The organism is Mesorhizobium sp. M6A.T.Cr.TU.017.01.1.1 (genome assembly GCF_004023115.1).
Taxonomy (GTDB): Bacteria; Pseudomonadota; Alphaproteobacteria; order Rhizobiales; family Rhizobiaceae; genus Mesorhizobium; species Mesorhizobium mediterraneum.
In genome coordinates, this window is sequence record NZ_RZTA01000057.1 from 1 (window position 1) to 22,633 (window position 22,633).

Here is a 22,633-nt window from a genome sequence, read left to right on the forward strand (position 1 = left end):
ATGCGCTTGTAGGCGGCGACCAGGTCGTCGCCTTCTTGCCGCTCGACCGAGATTGCCAGCCGCATGGTGGCCTCGCCCATCTGCCAGATGAGAAATGCCGTCGTTTCCAACGCCGCCGGATCGGCGGCAGGCCGCAGCCGCTTCAACACGGCGGTGAGGAAGTCAGCGTTGGCCCGGCTGTCGGCGAGCTCGAGTTCGCGCAGCGCCTTGTCGGCCTGCGTGCCCGACCAGATGTCGCGCATGACAGGCGACGCTAGGAACAGCCGGTAATAGATATCCACCAGCTCCGAAAATGCCCGCCGCAGCCCTTCGGCATCGATGACATCTGCCAGCGCCGCTGAGATGCAGGCCTGGCTTTCGGCGGTGTGGCGCTCGGCCAGTGCCCAGATGATTGCCCGCTTGTCCGGGAAGAACTGGTAGAGCGAACCGATCGACACACCGGCCCGCTCCGCCACTTCGCCCATGCGCATGGCATCGCTGCCTTGCTCGGCGATCAACGCGGAGGCGGCGGCCAGCATCCGCTCGACCCGCTCGCGGCTGCGCTGCTGGCTTGGCGCCCGGCGCGGCGATGCGATCTGGCCATCCTGTGAACCCGATACGGTCGAGCCTTCCATCACTGTCTCCTGGCGAATGATCCAACAAAATTGGCCAACAAACTGGCTTGACTCGTAAAATACGAGGGTTTATCACGTTTTGCAAATGTGAGTAAGACTCATGTTTTCAAGCAAGGAGAACCACCATGAACGACACAGCGAAAAAACCGACTTTGATCCTCGGCGGCACAGGCAAAACCGGCCGTCGTCTCGCGGACAGGCTGGCGGCGCAGGGCCTGCCGGTGCGGATCGGCTCGCGCTCGGGCACGCCGCCCTTCGACTGGGAAAACGACACGACCTGGGAACCTGCGCTTGATGGTGTCGGTGCCGTCTACATCAGCTACTATCCTGATCTTGCGGTGCCCGGTGCGGCCGAAGCGGTCGGCGCCTTCGCCAACCTTGCCGTGGAGCGCGGTGTGCGCCGGCTGGTGCTGCTGTCGGGGCGCGGCGAAACGGAAGCGCAACGTGCCGAAGAGATGCTGAAAGTCTCAGGCGCCGACTGGACGATCCTGCGCTGCGCCTGGTTTTCCCAGAACTTCAGCGAGAGTTTTTTGCTCGATCCGCTGCTCGCCGGGGAGGTGGCTTTGCCGGTCGGCAATGTCGGAGAACCGTTCGTCGACGCCGACGACATTGCCGACGCCGCCGTGACGGTGCTTACCCAGCAAGGCCATATCGGCCAGCTTTACGAACTGACCGGGCCACGGCTGCTGAGCTTCGCCGACGCGGTCGCCGAGATCAGCAAGGCGAGCGGTCGTGACATCCGGTTTGTCAGGATTTCGCATGCCGAGTTCACCGCCGCGATAGCCGGGTACGAGTTGCCGGCCGAGTTCGCCTGGCTGCTTAACGAGCTGTTCACCGAGGTGCTCGACGGCCGCAACGAGGCGCTGACTGACGGCGTCCAGCGCGTGCTCGGCCGCGCCCCAAAAGATTTTTCCGCCTATGTAACCGAAACCGCCGCTACCGGCATCTGGAGCAACTGACATGATCATGAAACTGCTTCCCACCCTCACCTTCGTCGCCGCGCTCGGCTCGGGCGTCGTCGCTGGTGTCTTCTTCGCCTTTTCCAGCTTCGTCATGCCGGGCCTCGCCCGCATGCCTGCCGCGGGAGGCATCGCCGCGATGAATTCGATCAACGTCACCGCGGTGACGCCGATATTCATGACCGCGCTTTTCGGCACAGGGCTGATCTGCCTCGCCCTCGCCGTCGGCGCCATCCTCGGCTGGAACCAGCCGGGTTCGTTGTGGCTTCTCGCTGGTGCCCTGATCTATCTCGTCGGCAACCTGATCGTGACCATGATTTTCAACGTGCCGCTCAACAACGCTCTGGCCGCCGTCGATCCGGCAAGCGCCAACGGCGCCGCGGTGTGGACCACCTATCTCAGGGACTGGGTGATGTGGAACCATGTCCGCACCATCACCGCCATCGCAGCTCTGGGCTGCTTCATCATGGCATGGCGGTGAATGCAGGGGTAGAAACGCAAAAGACCCTGCGTCAGGCAGGGTCCCTAGATGTCGGATCTTTTGACTTGTGGCCCTTGCGATCGGCATGGCCGAGATCGCGGTCCGGATCGATCACGTCGCGAACCAGCTGCTTGAGCTTTGCGGCATCGGGAAAGCCGCCGTCGCGCTTGCGGTCCCAGACCAGCGTGTCGTTGCAGGAAATGGTGAAAATGCCGCCGGTGCCGGGCACCAGCGTGACCTCGCCCAGATCCGTTCCGAAGGTCGAGAGCAGCTCCTGCGCCATCCAGCCGGCCCGCAGCAACCACTGGCACTGCGTGCAATAGGTGATGCGGATGGTCGGCAGCGGCTTTTCGGTCATGTCAGATTGAGCTCCGCTCATATCTCGGACTGAGCTCCGCTCATGTCTGGCTGAGTTCCGCTCATGCCGCGCTGAGCTTCGCCATGGTCTCGTCGTCGACCTCGAAATTGGCGTAGACGCTCTGCACGTCGTCATCGTCCTCGAGCGTCGCGACCAGCTTCATCAGCGACTGTGCCCGCTCCTCGTCGACCGCAATGTTGGTCTGCGGCTTCCAGATCGGCTTCACCGACTCTGCCTCGCCGAGCGCGCCTTCCAGCGCCTTCGACACCTCGCCGAGATTCTCGAAGGCGCAATAGATCGTGTGGCCTTCCTCGTCTGACTGGACGTCGTCGGCGCCGGCCTCGATCGCCGCGTCCATGACCTTCTCGGCGCTGCCGACTGACGCCGGATAGAAGATCTCGCCGACACGGTCCCACATGAACGACACCGAGCCGGTTTCCCCCATCGCCCCGCCGGCCTTGGTGAAGGCGGCGCGCACATTCGACGCCGAGCGATTGCGGTTGTCAGTCAGCGCCTCGACGATGAGCGCGACGCCACCGGGTCCGTAGCCTTCGTAGCGCACGGCTTCGTAAGTCTCGGCGTCGCCCATTGATGCCTTGTTGATGGCGCGCTGGATATTGTCTTTCGGCATCGACACCGCCTTGGCATTCTGCACGGCCAAGCGCAGGCGCGGGTTCATCGACGGATCCGGCGTGCCGCTCTTGGCGGCGACGGTTATTTCGCGCGCCAGCTTGGAAAACATTTTCGACCGCACCGCGTCCTGGCGGCCCTTGCGGTGCATAATGTTCTTGAACTGTGAATGGCCAGCCATGGCACCCCTGTCGTCTTCTTGGCAGAGCATCCTGCAGCGAGGTGTCACCTCGCCTTTTGCCAAAATGCTCGAATTCAAAATTTCAGAACGTCCCTGGTGCGTCCGGATGGACGTACGGCGCTCTATCTCGGAATGGCCGGCTTATAGATAAATCGGCTCAATTCGTCCAGCCGCGCCGTAAGCGCGGTGCGCAAAGCGCCCGCCAGCTGCATTCCTGCGGCCATTCATTCTTCCAGATCGGATTTCAGCCGGTCGAGAATGCTGATCGCGTGCGTGGCGTATTGGCTGATCCAGCGGTCGTGGATCTGCTTGATCGGCAGCGCGTTGAGATGGTTCCAGCGTTCGCGGCCCTCGCGCCGCGCCACGACTAGGTCGGCTTCTTCCAGCACTTTCAGATGCAGCATGACGGTGCAGCGGTCCATGTCTGGAAAGGCATCGCACAGCATGCCGGTGGTCCGCGGCGCGTCCTTCAGCTCGTCCAGCAGCGCACGCCGGCGCGGATGCGCCAGCGCCTTGAAAACATTGTCGTCCTGCGCTTTGCTTGACATGTTATATTTTTATAACATAATATCGGCCTGATCAAGGAAGGAGCTGTGGATATGTCTCTTGGATTCAGAGTTTCGGGCCGCATCGGCAAACCGGTCGCCGAGGTCTTCGACGCAGTCGTCAATCCGACCAAGCTCAGCGGCTATTTCACCACGATCGGCGGCGCCAGCGCGCCGCTGGTGGCAGGCGCCGGCGTCGTCTGGTGGGGCAAGGTCCCGGTCGAGGTCGACCAGGTGGAAAAAGACAGCCGCATCGTACTGCGCTGGGACGCCACCGACGCCGACGGCAAGCCGGCTTACAAGACGCGCATCGAGATGAATTTCGAACCGCTGGACGATGGCGGCACCTTCGTCACCATCGCCGAGACCGGCTGGCACGAGGACGCCGTCGGTCTGAAGAAGTCTTACCTCAATTGCGAGGGCTGGTCGCAGATGCTGGCCTGCATGAAGGCCTATGTCGAATACGGCATCAATTTGCGCGACGGCTATTACCGCAGCGAGATGAAGGGTGAACCGGCCAGCGAAGACAATATCTGAGAAGACGGAGGAAAGGATGACTGCGAAGATCACCGGCGGCATCAACATCGCCATGAAAGTGCCGCCACACCAGTACCAGGACACGATCGCCTTCTACCGGGACGTCGTCGGCCTGAAGCCGTTCACGGCCAAGGCGCCGGCTATCGGCTTCGAACTCGGCCCCAATCGCCTATGGATCGACGAAGCGCCGATGCTGAGCCAGGCCGAAATCTGGCTGGAACTGTTCACCGACGATTTTCCGGCCGCAGCCGATCATCTCGCCAAGGCCGGTATCGTGCGCTGCGACGCCATTGAGGCGCTGGGTGAGGGTTTTCGTGGCGGTTGGATCACCAACCCGGCCAACATCGTTCACATGGTGCGCGAACCCGACGCCTGGTGACGGAGGCCTGTTCGGAAAGGAGGACGATATGGAAATCCGTGAGACACCGACCGCCGAAGCCGGCATGCTGATCCGGCGGCCGGTCGCAGAAATGTTCGAAGCCATCGTCGATCCGGCGATCACGACGAAATTCTGGTTCACTCATGGCAGCGGCAGGCTGGACAGCGGCAAGGAGGTTCGCTGGGAATGGCGCATGTACGGCGTCTCGACGCCGGTCACGGTCAGCGAATTCGTCAGGAACGAAAAGATCGTCATGCAATGGAGCGATCCGCCGACCACGGTGGTCTGGACCTTTACCGAGATGCCCGGCGGCACGACCTTCGTCGAAGTTCGCAATTTCGGCTTTGCCGGCAGTGCCGACGAGCAGGTCAAGCAGGCGATCGGCTCGACCGATGGCTTCGCGTTGGTGCTCGCCGGCGCCAAGGCGTGGCTGGAGCAAGGCCTGACGCTTGGCCTGATCGGCGACCGTCACCCGAAGGGGGTGCCTGCGAGTTAAAACGCACCGGCGTCCCTAAGCGCCCGATCTCAGTGCCCGCCAGCCTTTGCCTTCCTCCGGCGTCGCGCCAGCATGTTGAGACCCTCGACAAGGGCGGAAAAACCCATGGCGGCGTAGATGTAGCCCTTCGGCACATGGAAGCCCATGCCGTCGGCGATCAGCGTCATGCCGATCATCAGCAGGAAGCTGAGCGCCAGCATGACGATGCTGGGGTTCTTGGCGATGAAGTCGGCGAGCGGCCCGGCCGCCAGCATCATCACGGTGACCGCCACAATGACGGCGATGTACATGATGGCAATCTCGTCCGTCATGCCGACCGCGGTGATGATCGAATCGATCGAGAAGACGAGGTCGAGCAGCAGGATCTGGAAAATCGCGCCGGCCAGTGAAAGCTGCAGCGTCTGGCCCATCATCGTGTCCTGATGATCCTCGAGATCGACCGTGTGGTGGATCTCCTTGGTCGCCTTCCAGACGAGGAACAGGCCGCCAGCGATCAGGATCAGGTCGCGCCAGGAAAAACCATGGCCGAAAGCGGTGAATACCGGCGCCGTCAACTGGACGATGATCGAGATGGTGGCAAGCAGTACCAGCCGCATGATCAGCGCGGCAGAAATGCCGAGCCGCCGGGCGCGGGCCCTTTGTGCCTCCGGCAATTTGTTGGTGAGGATCGAGATGAAGATCAGATTGTCGATGCCGAGCACGACCTCCAGCACGATCAGCGTCAGCAACGCGACCCACGCGGTCGGATCGGAGACAAAGGCGAAATGTGGCGCCAGGAATTCGATGAGCTGCATGGAGGTCGTCCCCTCTTTACGATCTGAAGCAGGCGTAGCCGGCAGTTAGGTATTACATCGCTTATATCAATGTCATGACCAGAAGGATGGTGCGGTTTCCTCCAGCCGCGGCCCGCGGCGAAACGGCGCAATCCGCTCGGTCAGGCCGCTGCGATCCGAAATGTCGACGCCGACGCCGCACAATGTCGCCGGGCCGGTCGCCGCCTCGAAGCGCCCTTTCGGCACCTTTGACAGAAACCGGTTGAGCGGCTCCTCCTTATCCATGCCAAGCGAGGAATCATAGTCGCCGCACATGCCGGCGTCGGAGATATAGCCGGTGCCGCCATTGAGGATATGGTGGTCGCCGGTCGGCTGGTGCGTGTGGGTGCCGACGACGAGACTGGCACGGCCGTCGACGAAATGCGCAAAGCACATTTTTTCAGACGTCGCCTCGGCATGGAAATCGATGACCACCGCGTCGGCCTGCTCGCCGAGCGGACAGGCGGCAAGCTCGCGCTCACCTGCCTGAAACGGGTCGTCGAGTTCGGGATGCATGAACACCCGGCCCATGATGTTGGTGACCAGAACGCGCGCGCCATTCCTGGCGATGTAGACGCCGGAGCCGCGGCCCGGCGTGCCCTTGGGGAAATTGGACGGACGCAGGAAGCGCTCCTCGCGCGGCGCGAAAACCAGCGCGTCGCGCTGGTCCCAGACATGATTGCCGGTGGTGACGACATCGGCGCCCGCCGAGATCGTCTCGCGAAAGATCTCTTCGGTGATGCCGAAGCCGCCGGCGGCGTTCTCACCATTGACGATGACGAAGTCGAGTTTGAAATCTGAGATCAGGCCGGGCAGTTGTTCCCACACTGCCGTGCGCCCGGTCTTGCCGACCATATCGCCGAGGAAGAGAAGTCTCATCTAAACATGATCCCGAACCAAAGGTCAACGAAGCACAAAAGCTGCATGACTTTCGGAAAAGACCATGCGTCCAGGAACTTATCTACAATTTCGGCGCGAACTGGCGCAACCCGTTCTCGGTGAGTATTTCCGGGATGACCATGTCGTGCGGCTCGTCCGGCACCAGCGCCACCTCCTGGCAGTCGAAAGCAATCCCGATCAGCCGGGGCGGCTGCCCCTTGTCGACCAGCCGCGCGATCGCGCGGTCGTAATAACCGGCGCCGTAGCCGATGCGGTGGCCGCGCGCGTCGAAAGCCGCGAGCGGCACCAGCATCACCTGGGGATCAAGCACCTCGGCCTCCTCATGCGGCCCGACGGTGCCGAACCCCATATCGACCATCGGCGCCCCACGCACCAGTTCGCGAAAGACGATGGTGGTCTTGTCGAGAATGGCAGGCAGGCAAAGCCGTGCCCCGTTTTCGCGCAAGGCAAACATCAGCGGCCGGACGTCGACTTCCGAGCGCATCGGCCAGAAGCCGGAGACGATCTGGCCAGGCTCTATCGCAATGCTGTCCCGCGCCGTCTCGGCCATTTCGAGCGCTGCCTCCACACGCCAGAACGGATCGAGCGCGTCGCGGCGTCCGAGTGCTTCCTTGCGGAGATGTCTTTTCAGTTCTTTTGGAGAGGTCATGGGGCCAAGGTAGAAAAGGTCGGATCTGATTGGAGTTTTAGGAGCGACGTTTTCCACCGCATGATCCACCGAATTTGAGTGGATCTTTTGCGTCGAGTGACGATCCACACAACCGGTGGAGAGAGCGATCCCGGGAACCTACAAAGTAGGTGGGCGCCGTATGAGAAAACCCACGGGTCTTCCCAGGGACAGCTCCCTAGGGATCATTAAGGCCCCGGGGAAAATGTTCTCCTGCCGGGAAGCGCAGACCGTCACAACCAATATAGGCTGGCGATCGGCCAAGCGCCAGAGAGACGGCCATGCTCCGCGGCTTAATTCGTCACAAAGACCCGCCTGGGAGCTGCGCAGCATGAGGTTTCACCGTGCCCTCGCTGCTGCGCCTTGCACAGGCTGGACCGTCTCCTTACGGTTGCTATGAAAAACCGAGGAGCAAGAATGCGTTTCGAAGGCACGGCGGCCTATGTCGCCGACAAGGACCTGATGGTGGCGGTCAATGCGGCAATCGCGCTGGAGCGGCCATTGCTGGTCAAGGGCGAGCCCGGCACCGGCAAGACCGAGCTGGCGAGGCAAGTGGCGGCAGCGCTCGGCCTCGAGCTGATCGAATGGCACGTCAAGTCGACGACAAGGGCGCAGCAGGGCCTCTACGAGTATGACGCTGTCTCGCGGCTGCGCGACAGCCAGCTCGGCGACGAGCGCTTCAACGACATCAGGAATTATATCAAGCGCGGCAAGCTGTGGGATGCCTTCGCAACGGCCAATAAGGTGGTGCTTCTGATCGACGAGATCGACAAGGCCGATATCGAGTTCCCCAACGATTTGTTGCAGGAACTCGATAGGATGGAGTTCTTCGTCTACGAGACTGGCGAAACGATCCGCGCCGAAGTCAGGCCGATCGTCATCATCACCTCCAACAACGAGAAGGAACTGCCGGACGCCTTCCTGCGTCGCTGCTTCTTCCACTATATCCGCTTTCCCGACGTCGACACGCTGCATAGGATCGTCGACGTGCACTATCCCGGCATCAAGCAGAACCTGGTGCGTGCCGCGCTCACCCAGTTCTACGAGATCCGCGACGTGCCGGGCCTGAAGAAGAAGCCGTCGACCTCCGAGGCATTGGACTGGATCAGGCTCTTGGTCGCCGACGACATCGCGCCTGAGGATTTGCGCGCCGACCCGAAGAACGCGCTGCCGAAATTGCATGGTGCGCTTTTGAAGAACGAACAGGACGTGCATCTGTTCGAGCGACTGGCCTTCATGGCGAGACGGCAGGGGTGAGAGGCGGTCATCCTGGGCCGCAGGAACTCGGCCTCTGACGCCGAGCTGGGAGGCCGTCGCTACGAGCGGGCTTCGCCTGCGCTGTGAGCAGTATGATGGCCTCTTGCCTCCTGCAGCGCGACATTTTTGGGGCCGAAGATGAAGAAGCTGATGACGGCAAGAGCAAGAACGCCGATCCCGCTATAGAGCATGACCCAGCCAAAACCGTTGACCAAAGCGGCATGCGCGATGGCGCCGGACGGATCGAGTGTCGCGAGCTTGGGCGAGTATTGCGACAGGCCATCGAGATTTCCGGCGGCGATCTTCTCCGCCAGCGCGCGCAGTTCATTGGGATCCAAGGCCGTGCCCAATGCGTCGCGCAGATAAGAAACGATCCCCTGCGTCAACAGCAAGCCCAGCACCGCGATATTGATGGCGAGCGTGATCAAGCGCGCGCTGATATCGATGCCCGAAGCCATGCCGGCACGATCCGGCGACACTGAGCCGGTCGTGGTGTTGGTGGTTGGCGAATTGGTCAGGCCGATGCCGATGCCGGCAATCAGCGTGCCGGGCAGCATGGTCAGCCAGTTGGCTCCGTCGAGCCCGGAACCTATCCACATGGCGATGAAACCGATCCCCAATGTCAGCAACCCGAGCGGGATTGCCACCCGCGCCTGATAGCGGGCGCGCAAGCGCTCGGCGATCGAGGACATCAGCATCAGGGGAAGCGTGTAGACGAGCAGCAACAGGCCGGTCGTGGTGCTGTCGTAGCCGAGCACTCCCGAAAAATAGATCGGCAGATAGATGATGAACGGCCAGTAGCTGAAGTTCATGCCGATGCCGCCCATGATCGCTCCCGAAAACTGGCGAATGCGGAATACCGAGAAATCGAACATCGGATAGGGATTGATCTTTTCGGCAACAAGGAACGCGATGAAGGCCAGCACGGCCGCGCTTGTCACGCCGATGCGGGCGCCAGCGCCGAGATCGGCCCCTTGCGTGATCAGATAGGAGCAGCCGAGCACCGCAAGCGAGAGCGTCAGGATGCCGGTCCGGTCAAGCTTCTGGGCGTTGCGATCGGATGATTCGGTGACACCGGCGCCGATGAAGACCAGGGCAAGAATGGCGAGTGGCACATGGATGAGGAACACCCATTGCCAGCTCGACAGCGTCACGATCAACCCGCCAATGGCGGGACCAAAACCGAGCCCGATGCCCGAGACGATGCTCCACGCGACGAAGGCCTTGCCGCGTTGACTGCCGTCTTGGAACTGGTGGGACAGCACCGCCACGCTGCAGGTGAACATCGCGCCCCCCGCGAGACCTTGCAGAAAGCGCGCGATGATTAGAAATGGAGCGCTCGGTGCGAAGCCGCACAGCAGAGAGGTGAAGCCGAAGGCGACGGTGGTGATCACCATCACGCGTTTGCGGCCGAAACGGTCGGCCAATGTTCCCGTCGCCATCAACACCGTGGTGCAGGCAATGGTGTAGGCGTTCATGATCCATTGCAGATCCTTGAAGTCGGCGGCGAGCACGCTTCCCAGTTTCGGAAGGATCACCGGCACACTGGAGATTTCGAGGCCGAACAGCAGCGAGGCAAGGCAGGCGCCCACGAGTGCAACGGTGTTTCGGTCAATTTGAAACGTCATATCGATCACTTTCCATCGGAGCATTCACAGGGGCTGCGAGCGGCGCCCTTAACTGCGGCCGACATGACATAGACGAGCCTTGACTATGAAAAAAGGCTATGCATTTCTATTTCAGAAATGACAAAATGGAATGATCGCGATGACTAGCCTTGATGTCGACGCCGTGCGCACCTTCGTCATGGTGGCCGACCTGCAGAGCTTCACCCGGGCGGCTGCCGCGATGGGGAGCACCCAGGCGACGATCAGCGTCAAGCTGCGCCGGCTCGAAGAAAAGCTCGGCGCGCGTTTGATCGAACGGACCCCGCGCCGTGTGGCTCTATCCGCAAGGGGAGCGGTCTTCCTTCCCGCGGCCCGTGAATTCCTTGCCGCCCATGAACGCGCCGTCGCGGAGTTTTCCGCAGCGCCGTGTCGGCTTGCTCTCGGCTTTGTCGATCATGTCGCGGGGCCTAAGCTTTCCACACTGATAGCCCAGCTTCATGCCCATGATCCGTCGCTCGCGCTCAACATAAGGATCGACACCAGCTCCATGCTGGAAGGAGCTTTCGATCGCGGCGAGCTCGACGCTGTGATCGTGCACCAGGAAGATGACATCCGACGCGGCGAAGCCTTGTCGCGCACCCACTATGGCTGGTTCGCGGCCCCTGCCTTCGAATGGCGGCCCGGAACGCCATTGCGCCTGGCTCTTTTAAGCACCGTATGCAACTGCCCGGACCGCCTGAGGGCGGTCGAGGCGCTGGATAGGGCAGGCATCGCCTGGAGTGAGGCTTTCGTGGGCGGTGGCGGCGCGGCCGTCAACATCGCGGTATCGGCCGGTTTCGCCATTGCCGCCCTCGCCCACCGTGTCGTTCCCCCCGGCCTTGTCGACGTGGGCCGCAAACTCGGCCTGCCGCCAATTCCGTCTTCGGAGATCGTTTTGCACTCGCACGCTTTGGCACCGCGGGCACGAGAGGCGCTGCGCATGCTCGCGACCGCTTTTCGCGAGTATAATTTGCCGGCGGGATAGGCAAAGATATTCGTGATGCCGATTCTATTGGATGGATCGGGTTGCAGACCTCAGAGGGAAATGAAATGACCGAGATCACCGTCCGCCCACTGGCACAATCCGACCATGCCGACTGGCAACGTCTGTGGACCGCCTACCTCACCTTTTACGAAACCAAGCTGCCGGAGGACGTCTACGCCGTCACCTGGAAGCGCCTGTTCACGGCAGGCGAGTTCGAGCCGAAAGGTTTCATCGCCACCCTCGACGGCAAGGCGGTCGGCCTGACGCACTATCTCTATCATCGCTCCTGCTGGTCCCAGGTAAACAACTGCTATCTCCAGGACCTGTTTGCCGACCCGGATGTGCGCGGCAAGGGCGTCGGCGCCGCCCTGATCGAGGCGGTGAAGCAGGAAGCCGGCAAGATCGGCGTCAAGAACGTCTACTGGATGACGCACGAGACCAACACCACCGCGCGCAAGCTCTACGACCACGTGGCGCGGCGCACGGGCTTCATCGAATATGATTTGATGTGATGGCTGCCGACGATTGAAATAGCTGCTGTTGCGCAATATATTGCGCATGATCAGACTGCCCGTGCCACTGATCGAGACCAACACACGCAAGATCGTCACGAGGCTTTTACGCGATAGCTGGGTGAACGTAGGCGGCGGCAAGTATGAGAAGTATGAGCATCCGGAGAGGCCGGAGATCATGATCATCGTGCCGCGGCATCGCGAACAATCTCTGGGTGTCGCGCGGTCGATCGCCCGGCTTGCTGGATGGATTTAGGGACGAATCATGATGCACTATGTCGGAATTCTTGACGGCGCAGATGATGTCTGGGGGGTGCGGGTGCCCGATCTTCCCGGGTGTCACGGCGGTGGCGCAAGTCCCGAGGAGGCGATAGCCGATGCGACTTCCGCCGTTCGCGAATGGGCCGAGGCACGAATGGCGAAGCACTTGCCCCTGCCCGCCGCGCGCACGGTGGCAGATCTGCTCCGACTGGGCGAAATCGATAGCGCTGCCGGCGAATCTGCCGTGATGATCCCCGTGCTGATCGATTCCGGCCGGCCTGTCCGGGCCAATCTGTCGCTCGACGCAGGCCTTTTGGCGGCAATCGATGCCGAAGCGAGCCGACGCGGCCTCACGCGTTCCGCTTTCATCGCCAGCGCCGCACGGGAGAAGATCGAAGGTCACAGATAAAGTCGTACGATGTTCATTCCCTTCTTCCTCGAACTGAAGGCAGCGCGTGTTCCGGTCTCGCTTCGGGAATATCTGTCGCTGCTGGAAGGGCTGGAGGCGGGGCTGGTCGACTATGACGTCGAGGGTTTTTACTATCTCGCCCGCTCGGCACTGGTGAAGGACGAGCGCCACATCGACCGTTTCGACCAAGTCTTTTCGCATATCTTCAAGGGGGTCGAAGCGCTGGCTGGCGAAAACGCGGTCGACGTCGAGAACATTCCGGAGGAATGGCTGCGGCGGCTTGCCGAAAAGCACCTGACCGATGAAGAAAAAAAGCTGATCGAGGCGATGGGTGGTTTCGAAAAGCTGATGGAAACGCTGAAAAAACGGCTTGAGGAACAGAAGGGCCGGCATCAGGGCGGCTCGAAATGGATCGGCACCGGCGGGACATCGCCCTTCGGCGCCTATGGCTACAATCCCGAAGGCGTTCGCATCGGCCAGCATGAGAGCCGCAACCGCCGCGCGGTGAAAGTCTGGGACAAGCGCGAATTCAGGAATTTCGACGATGCCGTCGAGCTCGGCACCCGCAATATAAAGATCGCGCTGAAGCGCTTGCGCCGCTGGGTGCGCGAAGGCGCCGAGGAGGAGTTCGACCTGCCCGGCACCATCCACGCCACGGCCGAACATGGCTATCTCGACGTGCAAACACGGCCCGAGCGGCGCAATGCCGTGAAGCTGCTGATGTTCTTCGATGTCGGCGGCTCGATGGACGACCACATCAAAAGCGTCGAAGAGCTGTTTTCGGCTGCCCGCGCCGAATTCCGCCAGCTCGAATACTTTTACTTCCACAACTGCCTTTACGAAGGCGTTTGGAAGGACAATCGCCGCCGCCATGCGGAGGTGATCCCGACCTTCGACCTCCTCCACAAATACGGCCCGGACTACAAGGTGATCGTCGTCGGCGATGCCTCGATGAGCCCCTATGAGATCGCGCATCCCGGCGGCTCGGTCGAGCATTGGAATCCGGAAGCCGGCGTCGTCTGGCTCAACCGCCTGCTGCAGCAATGGCCAAACGCGGTATGGCTCAACCCGGAAAATGAGAAACACTGGGGCTATACTCATTCGATCGCCATGATCCGCGATATCTTCGGCGGCCGCATGTTTCCGCTGACGCTCGCCGGGCTCGAAGCCGCGACGAAACAGCTTTCAAGGAAGCACTGAGTGGATTTTCGGAACGCAAGACAGGAAGGCCGATGACCTGTTTCCTTTGCCTGCAGTGTGGCGTCCAATTCGCGGCAACAGCCGCGCCGCCGGACCATTGCCCGATCTGCGAGGACGAGCGGCAATATGTGCGCTGGGAGGGCCAGGCCTGGATCACGCCGGAGGAACTCGCTGCCGGGCATCGGATCGTGATGAAAGACGACGCCGGCGTGCTCGCCTTCGGCATCGAGCCGCGCTTCGCCATCGGTCAGCGGGCGCTGCTGGCGCAAACGCCGCACGGCAATGTGCTGTGGGACTGCATCTCGATGGTCAATGACGAGGCCGTGGCCGAAATCAACCGACGGGGCGGCCTGACCGCGATCGCCATTTCGCACTGCCATTATTATTCGGCAATGGTCGAGTGGAGCGAAGCGTTTGGCGGCGTGCCGATCTACCTGCACGCCGATGATCGCAAGTGGATCATGCGGCCGCATCCGGCTGTTATCAGTTGGGAAGGCGAGACGCGCGCCCTAAACCCCTCGCTGACACTTATCCGTTGCGGCGGCCACTTTTCCGGCGGCCAGGTGCTGCACTGGAAGCGCGACGGCGGCGACGCCATCCTGGCCGGCGACATCTTGCAGGTGACGCCTACGCGCCGCCATGTCAGCTTCATGTACAGCTACCCGAACTACATCCCGCTCAATGCGGCGAAAGTGCTCGGCATCAAGGCCGCGCTGGAGCCTTTCGCGTTCGACCATATCTATGGCGCATGGTGGAACCAGAACGTCCTCGGAGACGCAAAGGCGGCATTTGCAGCGTCGGTTGCGCGGTATCTCGCGGCGATCGCCTGAGGAATTCTTCGCGGCATCGAAAATATGGGCAAACGCCGTAACGAATGCCTATTTTAGGCGAACTTGGGAAGGCAACCCAAACAGCGGCATGAGCTAAGAGGCAAAAAGATGGATAGCCATACCTACCCAGTCACCCGTACCGATGCCGAATGGCGCGCGCGCCTGTCGCCAGAGCAATATGCGGTGATGCGCAACCACGGCACCGAGCGGCCAGGCAGTTGCGCCTTGCTCCACGAGAAGCGCGCCGGCACCTTTTCCTGTGTCGGCTGCGACCAGCCCTTGTTCGAGTCCAAGCTGAAATTCGAGAGCGGCACCGGCTGGCCGAGCTTCAACGACCCGGTGCCCGGTTCGGTCGAGACGACCGTCGACCGCAGCTACGGCATGGTCCGCACAGAATGCCACTGCGCTCGCTGCGGCAGCCATCTCGGCCACGTCTTCGAGGACGGTCCGCCCCCGACCGGCCTGCGCTATTGCATCAATGGCGTCGCGCTGAAATTCGAGCCGGCTGCCTGACTGGAATTCGACGTTGGCAGCACTGTCCTGTCAGACCACCACCACCAGTATCAGCCACAGCACAGCCCCCAGCGTCATCAGCGAAGCCTTGATGCTGGGGGATTTCTCGGCGGTCCGCCACACCGCAAAAGTCAGAAAGAAGTTGTACGGCACCGGCGCGAAATGCACCGCCAGAACGAGAGCGAGCGGCAGCTTTAGCCCGAGCAAGATCAGCGCCAGCACCGACACTGCGATGTTGATCGCCGTGCCGACAAGGACAAGATCGCGCCAGAACAGCCGATCGAGCGGGGCCGTGCCTTGCCAGCGCGAGCGGAAGAAGCCCAGAGCGCGGCTTGCCTCACCGCCTTCGCCTTCGAAGGGAGCACTCATAGGCGCGGCCTTCTCTCTTTCGACAGCCGCAGAAATGTCGAACGCAGCAAGCCTGTCAACGCAAGTCGATCATCGGCACGCAAGCATATGATTTGACAGATTGTCATCAAACGGTCGTGAAACCTTTCTACGTCGCCCTTGCCGGCATCTTGGCAGAGATAAATTGCCGGAATCTGCCGCCCCCATCATCCAGTCGCCTGCCAAGGAGGTCTTCAGATGAGCGATAATGTCTACAACGTGCTGTTTCTTTGCAACGCCAATTCAGCGCGCTCCATCATGGGAGAAGCCATCCTCAATCGGCTCGGTGCCGGCAGGTTCAAGGCCTTTTCCGCCGGCTCGCAGCCGAAGGGCAAGGTCAATCCCTACGCACTGCAGCTGCTCGAAAGCCTCAACTACGATACGAGCTTCGCCCGTTCGAAAGGCTGGGACGAGTTTGCCGAACCCGACGCGCCGGAAATGAACTTCATCTTCACGCTTTGCGACAGCACCGCGAATGAATCATGTCCGATCTGGCCGGGTCATCCGATGACCGCGCTCTGGTCGATACCGGACCCAGCCAAGGCAGACGGCACCGAGGCCGAGCTGCACCTTGCCTTTGCCGATGCCTATCGCATGCTCAACAACCGCATCTCGCTGTTCACCAATCTGCCGATGGATGCGCTCGACCATCTGGCGCTGCAACACCATCTCGAACAGATCGGCCGCGACACGCCGAAGCCGAACTAGCTCAAGCGGCTGCGACGCGAATTCACGAACCGGCTTCGCCACCCTCGCCCAGAACCCCGGCAACGGCGCGCTCGAAACGCGATGCTTCCGTCACCAGCCAGTCGGCCATGGCGGGCCAATTGTCCTCGGCAAAGCAGTTCACCCGCCACAGCGAATTGATGCCGAGGCCCTCGCAACTCTGTTCCGGCCTGAGCTTCAACCTGTCTTCGATCGCCGGCTGGAACGGCTTCAACCGCGACCAGGCTTCCGTGGCACCGAACTTCTCGTTGCGGCCGAAGAAGACGCCGACATGGTTCTGCGCCGGCGCGACATACATGGAAAGGACCAACGCGAAGTCGGGCAGCCCGCGCTGCCAGAACCAGGGTCCGCGCCGCGCCATCAGCGCCCTTTCTTCCGGATGCCGTTCCGCGAACAGCGTCCAGAAGCCGCGTTGGCGGAATTCAGAGGCGCGGCGGACGCCAAAGTCGAATTCGCTCATGCTTCGACCCATTGAGGGTGCCGCAACCGGCGCCCAGGGCTGTTACCAGCCTTACACCATGCCGAGCGCGGCTTTGTAGAGGTCGAGGATGGTTTCCTCCTCCTGCCGCTCGGCCTGGTCCTTCTTGCGCAGACGGATGATCGACCGCATCGCCTTGGTGTCGAAGCCGGTGCCCTTGGCCTCGGCGAACACTTCCTTGATGTCGTCGGCGATCGTCTTCTTCTCTTCTTCGAGCCGCTCGATGCGCTCGATGAAGGCACGCAGCTGGCCGGCGGCAACAGTCTGGCTGGTCTCGGTGATGTCGTCGGCCATTTTTTTCTCCGCGTCGTTTTCCATGCCGCGACTCAGGAACGTGTCGCGGCGAATTTGCAGCGGTTCGATGCCCGACCGGGGGCGACCGGTCAAGCTGTTATCGATGCGGCATGAAGGGTTAGGCACACCCCAAGGTGTGTTGAGATTCAGGTCAGGCCGAGCCGAAAACGGTGGCTGCCGAGAACCGGAGCGGAGCGTACTTAAGTACGTGAGCACCGGAAGCGCAGGCAGCTGGCGTTTGCAGGCCGGCATCACCTGAATATCAACGCACCTTACCCGAATGCGATCAGCAGATCCTTGGCGTCGATCTGGTCGCCGGCCTTCACCAGCACTTCGGCGATTGTGCCGTCACGCTCGGCATGCAATGCCGTCTCCATCTTCATCGCCTCGATCGACAGCAGCACGTCGCCGGCCTTGACCGCCTGGCCGGCGGCGACGGCAAGTGCCGAGACCACGCCCGGCATCGGCGCGCCGACATGCGCCTCGTTACCCGGCTCGGCCTTGCGCCGCGCCTTGGCGGCGGAAGCACCATGCGCGCGATCCGGCACTTTGATCCGGCGCGGCTGGCCGTTGAGCTCGAAGAACACGGTGACCATGCCTTTCTCGTCGACATCGCCGATGGCCAGGCAGCGCACCACCAGAGTCTTGCCTTTCTCGATGTCGACAAAGATCTCGTCTTCCGGCTTCATGCCGTAGAAATAGGTCGGCGTCGGCAGCACGCTGACCGGCCCGTAGGTTTCCTGGGCTGCGGCAAAGTCGGAAAAAACCTTCGGGTACATCAGCCACGAGGCGAATTCGAATTCGCTAAGCTTGCGCTCGAGCTTCTCCTCGATCTCCTTGCGGCTGGCCTTGAGATTGGCTGCTTTCAACAGCGAGCCAGGTCGCACAGTGATCGGCTTACCGCCCTTCAGCACCTTCTTCTGCAGCGCCTCCGGCCAGCCGCCGGGCGACTGGCCGAGATCGCCGCGCAGCATCGACACGACCGAATCCGGGAAGGCGATATCCCTGGCTGGATTTTCGACATCGGCGACCGTCAGGTCCTGACTTACCATCATCAGCGCCATGTCGCCGACAACCTTGGACGACGGCGTCACCTTGACGATGTCACCGAACATCAGATTGACGTCGTGATAGGTCTGCGCCACTTCGTGCCAGCGCGTCTCCAGCCCGAGCGAGCGCGCCTGTTCCTTGAGATTGGTGAATTGCCCGCCTGGCATTTCGTGCAGGTAGACTTCCGAGGCCGGCCCCTTCAGGTCGCTCTCGAAGGCTGCATACTGGTTGCGCACCGCCTCCCAGTAGAACGAGATGTTCCTAATCCATTGCGGGTCGAGGCCCGGATCTCGCTCGGTGCCCTTCAGCGCCTCGACGATCGAGCCCAGGCAAGGCTGCGAGGTGTTGCCCGATAAGGAGTCCATCGCCGCGTCAATGGCGTCGACACCGCTGTCCACCGCCGCCAGCACCGTCGCCGCCGACAGGCCTGACGTGTCGTGCGTGTGGAAGTGGATCGGCAGATCGGTCGCCTCGCGCAGCGCCTTGAACAGTGCGCGCGCCGCCGTCGGCTTCAAGAGCCCGGCCATGTCCTTGACCGCGATGATATGGGCGCCGGCCGCCTGCAACTCCCTGGTCAGCGCGACATAGTATTTGAGGTCGTATTTGGCTCGCGCCGGGTCGAGTATGTCGCCGGTGTAGCAGATCGCCGCTTCGATCAGCTTGCCCTCGGCGCCGACCGCGTCCATGGCGACACGCATGTTGTCGACCCAGTTCAAACAGTCGAAGACGCGGAACAGGTCGATGCCGCCGGCGGCGGCCTGTTTGACGAAATGCTGGACCACATTGTCGGGATAGTTGGTGTAGCCGACGCCGTTGGCGCCGCGCAAAAGCATTTGCAGCAACAAATTGGGCGCTGCCTCGCGCACCAGCGACAGCCGCTCCCACGGGTCTTCGGTGAGGAAGCGCATGGCGACGTCGAACGTCGCCCCGCCCCAGCATTCGAGCGACAAAAGCTGCGGCAGCGCGCGCGCATAGGTGCCGGCAATGCCGGCGATGTCATAGGTGCGCACGCGCGTCGCGAGCAAGGATTGGTGCCCGTCGCGCATCGTCGTGTCGGTAACCAGCACCTCTTTCTGCGCGCGCATCCAGGCCGCGAATTTCTCCGGCCCAAGCGCGTCGAGCTTCTGCTTGCTGCCATCAGGCACATTGCCATTGAGGTAGGGCACCATGGGTGCCGCCGCGTCGGCCTTCGGCTGCGGCCGGCCGCGCGTCTCGGGATGGCCGTTGACGCTGACATCGGCCAGATAATTGAGCAGCTTGGTCGCGCGGTCCTGCCGCTTCACGCTCGCGAACAGCTCCGGCGTCGTGTCGATGAACTTGGTCGTGTAGGAATTGTCGGCGAAACTCGGGTGATTGATGATCGCCTCGAGGAAGGTGAGATTGGTCGCCACGCCGCGAATACGGAACTCGCGCAGAGCCCGGTTCATGCGGGCGATGGTCTCGGCCGGCGTCGGTGCCCAGGCCGTCACCTTCTCCAGCAGCGGGTCATAAAAACGGGTGATGACCGCGCCCGAATAGGCGGTGCCGCCGTCGAGGCGGATGCCGAAACCGGTGGCGCCGCGATAGGCGGTGATGCGGCCATAGTCGGGAATGAAATTGTGCTCGGGATCTTCCGTGGTGATGCGGCACTGCAGCGCGTGGCCGTTGAGCCTGATATCCTTCTGCGCCGGCACGCCCGATTCCGGCGTGCCGATGGCGAAACCATCGAGGATGTGGATCTGCGCCTTGACGATGTCGATGCCGGTCACCTGCTCGGTGACGGTGTGCTCGACCTGGATGCGCGGGTTGACCTCGATGAAGTAGAATTTACCGGTGTCGGCATCCTGCAGGAACTCGACCGTTCCCGCGCCGATATAGCTCGTCTCGCGGGCGATCTTCAGCGCATAATCGCAGAGTTCCTCGCGCCGTGACATTTCGAGGTACGGCGCCGGCGCGCGCTCGACCACCTTCTGGTTGCGACGCTGGATGGAGCAATCGCGCTCGAACAGGTGCACGGCATTGCCGTGCGTGTCGCCCAGCACCTGCACCTCGACATGGCGGGCGCGCTCGATCAGCTTTTCGAGATAGACCTCGTCCTTGCCGAAGGCGGCTTTCGCTTCGCGCTTGCCCTCCGTCACTTCCCGGGCGAGGTCGGTTTCCGAGCGGATGGCGCGCATGCCGCGGCCGCCGCCGCCCCACGATGCCTTCAGCATCACCGGATAGCCGATCGTTTTGGCGAGCGTCTTCACCGCCTCCATGTCGTCCGGCAACGGTTCGGTGGCGGGAATTACCGGCACGCCAACCTCTATCGCCAGGTTACGCGCGGCGACCTTGTTGCCGAGCCTGCGCATCGTATCCGGCTTGGGTCCAATGAAAATGATGCCGGCCTTGGCGCAGGCTTCGGCGAACTCGGGGCTTTCCGACAACAGCCCGTAGCCCGGATGGATGGCATCGGCGCCCGAAAGCCTGGCGACGCGGATCACCTCCTCGATCGACAGATAGCTTTCGATCGGTCCCATATCCCTGGTCAGATGCGGCCCGCGCCCGACCTGGTAGCTTTCGTCGGCCTTGAAGCGGTGCAGCGAGTATTTGTCCTCCTCGGCCCAGATCGCCACGGTTTTGAGGCCGAGCTCGTTGGCCGCGCGGAAGACGCGGATGGCGATTTCGGACCGGTTGGCGACAAGGATTTTCGTGATTGCCAAGGACAAGGCTCCGGACGCTGACGGGAAGGAAACTGGCGCCATGATTAACGCGAAAATGCTGCAGCGCAAACAAAATCGGGCGGCGATTAAACCGATTTAAATCGATTCTTTTTGCTCTGAGCGCCGCGTGTTCCCTCGAATGCGCAAAGGACGCTTTAACAACGGGTAACACATCAAACGAAAAATGCCCGGCGCGAGGCGCCGGGCATTCCGGAATTGTCGTCGTCGACAGGCTTACATTTTCTGGATGTAGGTGTACTTGCCGTCGTCGCCCTTCTTCCATTCGTACATGACGTAGCCAGGCAGCGTCGGATCGCCCTTCGCGTCATAGGAAAGATCGCCCAGCACCGTCTTGAACGGGCCATTCGCCTTGAGAGCCTTGGCAACTTCCATCGGATCGTTCGACTTGGCGGCTGTGGCGGCTCCCGCGATAGCCTGCATGGCGGCGTAGGAGTAGAGCGTGTAGGCCTCCGGCTCGAAGCCCTGCGCACGGAACTTCTCGACGAGTTCCTTGTTCGCCGGGATCAGACGCGGATCCGGGCCGAACGTGTTCAGCGTGCCCGCAACCGCGTCGCCCGCGATCGAGGCCAGTTCGTTCGACACGATGCCGTCGCCGGAAACCAGCGTGGCCTTGAGGCCCTGGTCAGCCACCTGGCGGATGATCAGGCCGGCTTCGGTGTGCAGACCACCCCAATAGATGATGGAAACGCCGGCTTGCTTCATCTTGGCGATCAGCGCCGAGAAGTCCTTGTCGCCGACATTGACGCCTTCGTACATGACTTCCGTCACGCCGGCAGCGTTCATCGCCTTCTTGGTTTCGTCGGCAAGACCTTGACCGTAAGTCGTCTTGTCGTGGATGACCGCGATCTTGGCATCCTTGAAGTTCGACGCGAGGTAAGCGCCGGCGATGCTGCCCTGCTGGTCGTCACGTCCGCAGGTGCGAAACGTGTTCCACATGCCGCGTTCGGTGAACTTCGGATTGGTCGCGGCCGGCGTGATCTCGAGGATACCGTTTTCCGCGTAGACTTCCGATGCCGGGATCGAAACGCCCGAGTTGAAGTGGCCGACCACGAACTTGACGCCGTCGCCGACGAACTTGTTGGCGACCGAGATGCCCTGCTTCGGATCGGAGACGTCGTCGCCGACCGTGAGCTTGATCTGCTCGCCGTTGATGCCGCCGGCCGCATTGATGTCGGCGACAGCCTGTTCGGCGCCCTTCTGCAGCTGCGCGCCGAAAGCGGCATTCGGACCGGTGATCGGACCGGCGACGCCGACCAGGATGTCAGCCCACGCGCTTCCGCTGAACGCGACGAGCGCGGTCAGGGCGACGGCGGACAAAAGTGATTTTCTCATGTAAAACGCTCCCATTTACAGAGTGGGCGTGGATGATGCTTTCATGCGATGCCCACTTTTACTCGCAGAAAACGTACTTTGCCGATTTTCAGGCACTTGTCACGCCGATTCATCCCCGAAACGGCGTTAATGATGAACATCAACCTTTTGGTTTCCAACTCAAAAGCGATGCTCTTTCGTAGAGCCAGCTATACTGTGTCACCATCTGATTGGTGCGCGTGTATTGATAGCCGATGAAGCCCAATATCATCAGGACGATGGTATCGACGATGTAGTACTGCAGCGAGAACATCGTGCCGTCGAACAGCGCGTGATGGATGAACCTTACGGCGATGCCGAGGCCGAGCATGTAAGCGAACAACTGGACGAAGCTGCGCCATGTCTGGGCGCAGGCCTTGCCCGTCATCCAGGCCGCCCAGCCGCCAAGCAGGCAGGTGACGAAGAAGAACTGCCAGACCGAGGGTTCCTCATAGAGAATGCCCTGCATGATGA

General features: G+C 61.7%; 28 protein-coding genes and 1 other RNA gene. 14 read left to right on the forward strand and 15 right to left on the reverse strand.

Annotated features, from left to right (window positions below):
• A partial coding sequence (locus tag EOB36_RS18740; protein ID WP_164897551.1) for a TetR/AcrR family transcriptional regulator occupies window positions 1–614 on the reverse strand: 614 nt, incomplete at its 3' end.
• Between the two features lie 125 nt (window positions 615–739).
• On the opposite strand from EOB36_RS18740, the gene EOB36_RS18745 reads away from it, so the two are divergent.
• Together EOB36_RS18745 and EOB36_RS18750 are read left to right on the forward strand one after the other, a co-directional pair.
• The gene (locus EOB36_RS18745; RefSeq protein ID WP_128285426.1) at window positions 740–1,573 is read left to right on the forward strand and encodes an NAD(P)H-binding protein; all 834 of its coding nucleotides are present in this window, start codon (window positions 740–742) and stop codon (window positions 1,571–1,573) included.
• A gap of 1 nt (window position 1,574) precedes the next feature.
• Window positions 1,575–2,054 (forward strand): anthrone oxygenase family protein, encoded by a 480-nt coding sequence (locus tag EOB36_RS18750; RefSeq protein WP_128285427.1) that lies wholly within the window; start codon window positions 1,575–1,577, stop codon window positions 2,052–2,054.
• 31 nt (window positions 2,055–2,085) lie between these two features.
• Here the strand turns inward: EOB36_RS18750 and EOB36_RS18755 are convergent, their stop codons facing one another.
• The 3 genes from EOB36_RS18755 to EOB36_RS18765 form a co-directional block, all read right to left on the reverse strand.
• A complete protein-coding gene (locus EOB36_RS18755; RefSeq protein ID WP_128285428.1) occupies window positions 2,086–2,412 on the reverse strand; it encodes a SelT/SelW/SelH family protein in 327 nt (108 codons plus the stop codon).
• A 61-nt stretch (window positions 2,413–2,473) separates the two neighbouring features.
• Window positions 2,474–3,223: a YebC/PmpR family DNA-binding transcriptional regulator gene (locus tag EOB36_RS18760; RefSeq protein WP_023800014.1), complete on the reverse strand. Its 750-nt coding sequence runs from the start codon at window positions 3,221–3,223 to the stop codon at window positions 2,474–2,476.
• Window positions 3,224–3,447: 224 nt separating this feature from the next.
• Entirely contained in the window at window positions 3,448–3,771 is a 324-nt protein-coding gene (locus EOB36_RS18765) for a metalloregulator ArsR/SmtB family transcription factor (protein WP_095487445.1), read from the reverse strand.
• 51 nt (window positions 3,772–3,822) lie between these two features.
• On the opposite strand from EOB36_RS18765, the gene EOB36_RS18770 reads away from it, so the two are divergent.
• Genes EOB36_RS18770 through EOB36_RS18780 form a run of 3 tightly spaced genes read left to right on the forward strand, consistent with a single transcriptional unit; the run spans window position 3,823 to window position 5,180 of the window.
• On the forward strand, window positions 3,823–4,305 hold the full coding sequence (locus tag EOB36_RS18770) for an SRPBCC domain-containing protein (RefSeq protein ID WP_095487447.1): 483 nt from the start codon (window positions 3,823–3,825) through the stop codon (window positions 4,303–4,305).
• A 16-nt stretch (window positions 4,306–4,321) separates the two neighbouring features.
• On the forward strand, window positions 4,322–4,684 hold the full coding sequence (locus EOB36_RS18775) for a hypothetical protein (protein ID WP_095487449.1): 363 nt from the start codon (window positions 4,322–4,324) through the stop codon (window positions 4,682–4,684).
• Window positions 4,685–4,712: 28 nt separating this feature from the next.
• The gene (locus tag EOB36_RS18780; protein WP_095487451.1) at window positions 4,713–5,180 is read left to right on the forward strand and encodes an SRPBCC family protein; all 468 of its coding nucleotides are present in this window, start codon (window positions 4,713–4,715) and stop codon (window positions 5,178–5,180) included.
• A 29-nt stretch (window positions 5,181–5,209) separates the two neighbouring features.
• On the opposite strand, the gene EOB36_RS18785 is transcribed toward EOB36_RS18780, so the two are convergent.
• The 4 genes from EOB36_RS18785 to ssrS all read right to left on the reverse strand — a co-directional run bounded on the left by EOB36_RS18785 (window position 5,210) and on the right by ssrS (window position 7,794).
• Window positions 5,210–5,974, reverse strand: coding sequence for a TerC family protein (locus EOB36_RS18785; protein WP_095487453.1), 765 nt, complete (start codon window positions 5,972–5,974; stop codon window positions 5,210–5,212).
• Between the two features lie 72 nt (window positions 5,975–6,046).
• On the reverse strand, window positions 6,047–6,871 hold the full coding sequence (locus EOB36_RS18790; RefSeq protein WP_126104514.1) for a YmdB family metallophosphoesterase: 825 nt from the start codon (window positions 6,869–6,871) through the stop codon (window positions 6,047–6,049).
• 82 nt (window positions 6,872–6,953) lie between these two features.
• Entirely contained in the window at window positions 6,954–7,541 is a 588-nt protein-coding gene (locus EOB36_RS18795; protein ID WP_126104513.1) for a 5-formyltetrahydrofolate cyclo-ligase, read from the reverse strand.
• A 97-nt stretch (window positions 7,542–7,638) separates the two neighbouring features.
• Window positions 7,639–7,794, reverse strand: a non-coding RNA gene (gene ssrS / locus EOB36_RS18800) — 6S RNA.
• Window positions 7,795–7,976: 182 nt separating this feature from the next.
• On the opposite strand from ssrS, the gene EOB36_RS18805 reads away from it, so the two are divergent.
• Entirely contained in the window at window positions 7,977–8,816 is an 840-nt protein-coding gene (locus EOB36_RS18805; protein ID WP_127205683.1) for a MoxR family ATPase, read from the forward strand.
• Between the two features lie 59 nt (window positions 8,817–8,875).
• On the opposite strand, the gene EOB36_RS18810 is transcribed toward EOB36_RS18805, so the two are convergent.
• Window positions 8,876–10,444, reverse strand: coding sequence for an MFS transporter (locus EOB36_RS18810; RefSeq protein ID WP_128285429.1), 1,569 nt, complete (start codon window positions 10,442–10,444; stop codon window positions 8,876–8,878).
• 139 nt (window positions 10,445–10,583) lie between these two features.
• On the opposite strand from EOB36_RS18810, the gene EOB36_RS18815 reads away from it, so the two are divergent.
• The 7 genes from EOB36_RS18815 (at window position 10,584) to msrB (ending at window position 15,172) form a co-directional block, all read left to right on the forward strand.
• Entirely contained in the window at window positions 10,584–11,447 is an 864-nt protein-coding gene (locus EOB36_RS18815) for a LysR family transcriptional regulator (RefSeq protein ID WP_128285430.1), read from the forward strand.
• 65 nt (window positions 11,448–11,512) lie between these two features.
• Window positions 11,513–11,959 carry a GNAT family N-acetyltransferase gene (locus tag EOB36_RS18820; RefSeq protein WP_128285431.1) on the forward strand — a complete coding sequence of 149 codons (447 nt, stop codon included), beginning with the start codon at window positions 11,513–11,515 and terminating at the stop codon, window positions 11,957–11,959.
• 46 nt (window positions 11,960–12,005) lie between these two features.
• Window positions 12,006–12,215 carry a hypothetical protein gene (locus EOB36_RS18825; protein ID WP_128285432.1) on the forward strand — a complete coding sequence of 70 codons (210 nt, stop codon included), beginning with the start codon at window positions 12,006–12,008 and terminating at the stop codon, window positions 12,213–12,215.
• A 9-nt stretch (window positions 12,216–12,224) separates the two neighbouring features.
• Window positions 12,225–12,629 carry a type II toxin-antitoxin system HicB family antitoxin gene (locus EOB36_RS18830; protein ID WP_206637182.1) on the forward strand — a complete coding sequence of 135 codons (405 nt, stop codon included), beginning with the start codon at window positions 12,225–12,227 and terminating at the stop codon, window positions 12,627–12,629.
• 9 nt (window positions 12,630–12,638) lie between these two features.
• Window positions 12,639–13,829, forward strand: coding sequence for a VWA domain-containing protein (locus EOB36_RS18835; RefSeq protein WP_127205687.1), 1,191 nt, complete (start codon window positions 12,639–12,641; stop codon window positions 13,827–13,829).
• Between the two features lie 32 nt (window positions 13,830–13,861).
• Window positions 13,862–14,659 (forward strand): MBL fold metallo-hydrolase, encoded by a 798-nt coding sequence (locus EOB36_RS18840; protein ID WP_127205688.1) that lies wholly within the window; start codon window positions 13,862–13,864, stop codon window positions 14,657–14,659.
• Between the two features lie 108 nt (window positions 14,660–14,767).
• Window positions 14,768–15,172, forward strand: a complete 405-nt coding sequence (gene msrB, locus EOB36_RS18845) for a peptide-methionine (R)-S-oxide reductase MsrB (protein WP_095487465.1) — start codon at window positions 14,768–14,770, stop codon at window positions 15,170–15,172.
• A 30-nt stretch (window positions 15,173–15,202) separates the two neighbouring features.
• Here the strand turns inward: msrB and EOB36_RS18850 are convergent, their stop codons facing one another.
• On the reverse strand, window positions 15,203–15,541 hold the full coding sequence (locus EOB36_RS18850) for a hypothetical protein (protein WP_126104504.1): 339 nt from the start codon (window positions 15,539–15,541) through the stop codon (window positions 15,203–15,205).
• A 216-nt stretch (window positions 15,542–15,757) separates the two neighbouring features.
• Between EOB36_RS18850 and EOB36_RS18855 the strand changes: the two genes are divergently transcribed.
• Complete coding sequence (locus EOB36_RS18855) at window positions 15,758–16,267, forward strand: arsenate reductase ArsC (protein ID WP_127205689.1); 510 nt, start codon at window positions 15,758–15,760, stop codon at window positions 16,265–16,267.
• Window positions 16,268–16,289: 22 nt separating this feature from the next.
• On the opposite strand, the gene EOB36_RS18860 is transcribed toward EOB36_RS18855, so the two are convergent.
• From EOB36_RS18860 to EOB36_RS18880, 5 genes are all read right to left on the reverse strand, one after another.
• Window positions 16,290–16,745: a hypothetical protein gene (locus EOB36_RS18860; protein WP_127205690.1), complete on the reverse strand. Its 456-nt coding sequence runs from the start codon at window positions 16,743–16,745 to the stop codon at window positions 16,290–16,292.
• Between the two features lie 51 nt (window positions 16,746–16,796).
• Entirely contained in the window at window positions 16,797–17,057 is a 261-nt protein-coding gene (locus EOB36_RS18865) for a DUF2312 domain-containing protein (RefSeq protein ID WP_023800031.1), read from the reverse strand.
• Window positions 17,058–17,329: 272 nt separating this feature from the next.
• A complete protein-coding gene (gene pyc / locus EOB36_RS18870; protein WP_128285433.1) occupies window positions 17,330–20,788 on the reverse strand; it encodes a pyruvate carboxylase in 3,459 nt (1,152 codons plus the stop codon).
• Between the two features lie 234 nt (window positions 20,789–21,022).
• Window positions 21,023–22,141, reverse strand: a complete 1,119-nt coding sequence (locus EOB36_RS18875; protein WP_095487475.1) for a branched-chain amino acid ABC transporter substrate-binding protein — start codon at window positions 22,139–22,141, stop codon at window positions 21,023–21,025.
• Window positions 22,142–22,280: 139 nt separating this feature from the next.
• On the reverse strand, window positions 22,281–22,628 hold the full coding sequence (locus tag EOB36_RS18880) for a DUF6867 family protein (protein ID WP_126104501.1): 348 nt from the start codon (window positions 22,626–22,628) through the stop codon (window positions 22,281–22,283).
• Between the last annotated feature and the right edge of the window lie 5 nt (window positions 22,629–22,633).

Bases quoted from the DNA above. Each gene is read 5' to 3' on its own strand.
- EOB36_RS18880 (WP_126104501.1), bottom strand. From the start codon at position 22,628: ATGCAGGGCATTCTCTATGAGGAACCCTCGGTCTGGCAGTTCTTCTTC.
- EOB36_RS18830 (WP_206637182.1), top strand. From the start codon at position 12,225: ATGATGCACTATGTCGGAATTCTTGACGGCGCAGATGATGTCTGGGGG.
- EOB36_RS18770 (WP_095487447.1), top strand. From the start codon at position 3,823: ATGTCTCTTGGATTCAGAGTTTCGGGCCGCATCGGCAAACCGGTCGCC.
- EOB36_RS18875 (WP_095487475.1), bottom strand. From the start codon at position 22,141: ATGAGAAAATCACTTTTGTCCGCCGTCGCCCTGACCGCGCTCGTCGCG.
- EOB36_RS18790 (WP_126104514.1), bottom strand. From the start codon at position 6,871: ATGAGACTTCTCTTCCTCGGCGATATGGTCGGCAAGACCGGGCGCACG.
- EOB36_RS18865 (WP_023800031.1), bottom strand. From the start codon at position 17,057: ATGGCCGACGACATCACCGAGACCAGCCAGACTGTTGCCGCCGGCCAG.
- EOB36_RS18785 (WP_095487453.1), bottom strand. From the start codon at position 5,974: ATGCAGCTCATCGAATTCCTGGCGCCACATTTCGCCTTTGTCTCCGAT.
- EOB36_RS18765 (WP_095487445.1), bottom strand. From the start codon at position 3,771: ATGTCAAGCAAAGCGCAGGACGACAATGTTTTCAAGGCGCTGGCGCAT.
- EOB36_RS18860 (WP_127205690.1), bottom strand. From the start codon at position 16,745: ATGAGCGAATTCGACTTTGGCGTCCGCCGCGCCTCTGAATTCCGCCAA.
- EOB36_RS18780 (WP_095487451.1), top strand. From the start codon at position 4,713: ATGGAAATCCGTGAGACACCGACCGCCGAAGCCGGCATGCTGATCCGG.
- EOB36_RS18760 (WP_023800014.1), bottom strand. From the start codon at position 3,223: ATGGCTGGCCATTCACAGTTCAAGAACATTATGCACCGCAAGGGCCGC.
- EOB36_RS18805 (WP_127205683.1), top strand. From the start codon at position 7,977: ATGCGTTTCGAAGGCACGGCGGCCTATGTCGCCGACAAGGACCTGATG.
- EOB36_RS18745 (WP_128285426.1), top strand. From the start codon at position 740: ATGAACGACACAGCGAAAAAACCGACTTTGATCCTCGGCGGCACAGGC.
- EOB36_RS18850 (WP_126104504.1), bottom strand. From the start codon at position 15,541: ATGAGTGCTCCCTTCGAAGGCGAAGGCGGTGAGGCAAGCCGCGCTCTG.
- EOB36_RS18825 (WP_128285432.1), top strand. From the start codon at position 12,006: ATGATCAGACTGCCCGTGCCACTGATCGAGACCAACACACGCAAGATC.
- EOB36_RS18815 (WP_128285430.1), top strand. From the start codon at position 10,584: ATGACTAGCCTTGATGTCGACGCCGTGCGCACCTTCGTCATGGTGGCC.
- EOB36_RS18750 (WP_128285427.1), top strand. From the start codon at position 1,575: ATGATCATGAAACTGCTTCCCACCCTCACCTTCGTCGCCGCGCTCGGC.
- EOB36_RS18835 (WP_127205687.1), top strand. From the start codon at position 12,639: ATGTTCATTCCCTTCTTCCTCGAACTGAAGGCAGCGCGTGTTCCGGTC.
- EOB36_RS18840 (WP_127205688.1), top strand. From the start codon at position 13,862: ATGACCTGTTTCCTTTGCCTGCAGTGTGGCGTCCAATTCGCGGCAACA.
- EOB36_RS18795 (WP_126104513.1), bottom strand. From the start codon at position 7,541: ATGACCTCTCCAAAAGAACTGAAAAGACATCTCCGCAAGGAAGCACTC.
- EOB36_RS18855 (WP_127205689.1), top strand. From the start codon at position 15,758: ATGAGCGATAATGTCTACAACGTGCTGTTTCTTTGCAACGCCAATTCA.
- EOB36_RS18775 (WP_095487449.1), top strand. From the start codon at position 4,322: ATGACTGCGAAGATCACCGGCGGCATCAACATCGCCATGAAAGTGCCG.
- EOB36_RS18755 (WP_128285428.1), bottom strand. From the start codon at position 2,412: ATGACCGAAAAGCCGCTGCCGACCATCCGCATCACCTATTGCACGCAG.
- msrB (WP_095487465.1), top strand. From the start codon at position 14,768: ATGGATAGCCATACCTACCCAGTCACCCGTACCGATGCCGAATGGCGC.
- EOB36_RS18820 (WP_128285431.1), top strand. From the start codon at position 11,513: ATGACCGAGATCACCGTCCGCCCACTGGCACAATCCGACCATGCCGAC.
- EOB36_RS18810 (WP_128285429.1), bottom strand. From the start codon at position 10,444: ATGACGTTTCAAATTGACCGAAACACCGTTGCACTCGTGGGCGCCTGC.